We start from the raw sequence: 2,101 nt of genomic DNA, 5'->3' as shown, positions 1-2,101 counted from the left end.
CGTTACCAGAACCGCCTTAGATCTGACAGGTAGGGGCGAATTTTGCGACAGAACCCCCCAGGGTCCCTCTTCCGTCAGTCACAAACTCCAAAGGACACTTTTACTTTCCGGTAGGTGGCCCAGCTTTAGCCACCCTTCCTAATATATCTTGCACTCCAGCAATAATAACACTATATACCGTAATAATCACCGATGGAGGCAATGCGATGCATATTATGAGCTTCGCCGAAAGCGGACAGTTTGAACCGCGCAAGATTGCGGCAGCACTTCGAACCTCGGCCGAAGAGATTGCCATGACAGTGGGCCTTGGCAAAGACGCCCTGCAACGTCGCACGCGGATTAACTCAGACAAGACACAGCGCCGCTTGCGCGAACTGGTCGAAGTCCTCAACAAGGTCGAGCCGCGCTTTGGCTCGGAGCTGATGGCCTATGCCTGGTATCGTTCAGAACCCTTGCATGGGTTTGATGGACGGACCGCGATGCAACTCGTGCAAGAAGGCAAGGCGCAACAGGTCCTTGAATATATCGACGCCGTAGACGCGGGTGTCTTTGCCTGATGCCGCTTAGCAAAGCGCGCTATGCGGGGCCCCTCTACCGAGCCTTAAATCCGGTCTATGCACGTGAGCCGCTCTCCGGTCGCGGTGCAGAACTCTTTGGTGGCCGTTTCAATTCAAAAGGCACCCCTGCTCTTTACACTGCCCTTGATCCGGCTGGTGCGCTGCGCGAAGCCAACCAGGTCGGCAGTCTGCAGCCAACAATCCTGGTCTCCTACGCCGCAGATCTTGGCCCAATCCTCGACACCCGCGATGAGATGGTGCTTGAGCAATATGGCATTTCGGAAGGGGCAATTGCAGATCCGGGGTGGCGCTCAAAGTTGCTCGGGGGTCAAATCGTGCCGACGCAGGATTTTGCCAGTAGATTGATTGCAGATGGGTTCGTCGGCTTGCTTGTCCGGAGCTATGCCAAAGGTGCATCTTTGACTGACTTCAACATCGTTCTGTGGCGATGGAGTGGCGACGACTGTGCGCTCCGGGTCGTGGACGACGAAGATCGGTTATCGCGGATGTGAGCTAAGAGGTGTTGTCACGTTACACTGCGATGACACTGAGCATTTTGCCGCACATACGCCGATAAAAGGAAATCTGGTCTGTGGCATCGATGATTCGGATCATCTGTCGCTGAACCAAATACTGGGTTGAACACCGAATAGAACCAAGCCTTTATAAACGCTTTTGTATCTTGCCTTCCGTTACGTAAACTTATTTCCTTGCATTGCTGCAACGCAGAACGCATACAAGTCTCACTTGGAGACATGGCGGGCTGACCCGCAACAGAATTAGGACTTACGTCTATGGAAAAGACCCTAAACTTCACTGCAATTTTGAACGAAGTAATGGGCGCATTGGCCCTCAAAGCCGCAGTCTTTGAAGACCCGTTCAAAACCTCTGCATTGTTAAACGAAGGACTGTCACGCATTGCTTTGAACGCGGCTGAAAAATCGACCGAGATTTCCAACCTGTGGACCAAAGACACCATCGCTAAGTTGATGGAAGCGTCGAAAGCCCAGGAATCCCCAGCAGACTATGCAAATGCTGCTGCCAACTATGTTTCAGGCACGTTCGAAGTGGCCACGGAACAGATGTTTGCTTTCGCGGAGATCGCGAAAAAAACTCAGATGGACACTTTTGAATTGCTGATGACAGCTGGCAATGACATCGCCATAGAAACCACCGCTGTCAACAAAGCTGCAAACAAGGTGACGGCGACAGCCGAGAAAGTATCAGCAGCCTAATTCGTTGCGAGAATACAAAATAGTGCCAGTTACTTTCAACTGTCGCGATCATGAAGGGCAGATCAAAGGGTCTGCCCATTTGGTATCGCCAAGTTGTTGAACCTGCACCATCAACTGCGTAGCCTGACCCGATAATTAGCCAAGGTTTTTAAAAGGGCATCGCTTGCTTCACACAGCCATCTCAAACGCGGCCTCAGCGTGAGACAGAGTGATGTGGTCAGGAGAACACAAAATTACCCACTCTGTGTCTCAGGGGTTCTGTCGCAAAATTCGCCCCTACCTGTCAGATCTAAGGCGGTTCTGGTAACG

General features: G+C 52.0%; 3 protein-coding genes. All 3 read left to right on the top strand.

What is annotated here, in order from left to right:
* The first annotated feature begins 206 nt into the window (after positions 1-206).
* The 3 genes from GOX66_RS25420 to GOX66_RS25410 all read left to right on the top strand — a co-directional run bounded on the left by GOX66_RS25420 (position 207) and on the right by GOX66_RS25410 (position 1,792).
* Positions 207-557, top strand: a complete 351-nt coding sequence (locus GOX66_RS25420) for an MbcA/ParS/Xre antitoxin family protein (RefSeq protein ID WP_170766696.1) — start codon at positions 207-209, stop codon at positions 555-557.
* Positions 557-1,069, top strand: coding sequence for an RES family NAD+ phosphorylase (locus tag GOX66_RS25415; protein WP_170766694.1), 513 nt, complete (start codon positions 557-559; stop codon positions 1,067-1,069). The genes GOX66_RS25420 and GOX66_RS25415 overlap by 1 nt, the downstream gene beginning before the upstream one ends.
* Positions 1,070-1,351: 282 nt before the next feature.
* A complete protein-coding gene (locus tag GOX66_RS25410; RefSeq protein ID WP_170766693.1) occupies positions 1,352-1,792 on the top strand; it encodes a phasin family protein in 441 nt (146 codons plus the stop codon).
* Positions 1,793-2,101 lie beyond the last annotated feature (309 nt).

It is taken from the genome of Ruegeria lacuscaerulensis, assembly GCF_013031245.1.
In the GTDB taxonomy this organism is placed as follows: Bacteria; Pseudomonadota; Alphaproteobacteria; order Rhodobacterales; family Rhodobacteraceae; genus Ruegeria; species Ruegeria lacuscaerulensis_C.
Note: the sequence above shows the minus strand (reverse complement) of the source record. Positions and strands in the feature narration are given on the sequence as shown.

What these genes read in the sequence shown, in the direction of transcription:
- GOX66_RS25420 (WP_170766696.1), top strand. Translation starts at nt 207, where the DNA reads ATGCATATTATGAGCTTCGCCGAAAGCGGACAGTTTGAACCGCGCAAG.
- GOX66_RS25415 (WP_170766694.1), top strand. Translation starts at nt 557, where the DNA reads ATGCCGCTTAGCAAAGCGCGCTATGCGGGGCCCCTCTACCGAGCCTTA.
- GOX66_RS25410 (WP_170766693.1), top strand. Translation starts at nt 1,352, where the DNA reads ATGGAAAAGACCCTAAACTTCACTGCAATTTTGAACGAAGTAATGGGC.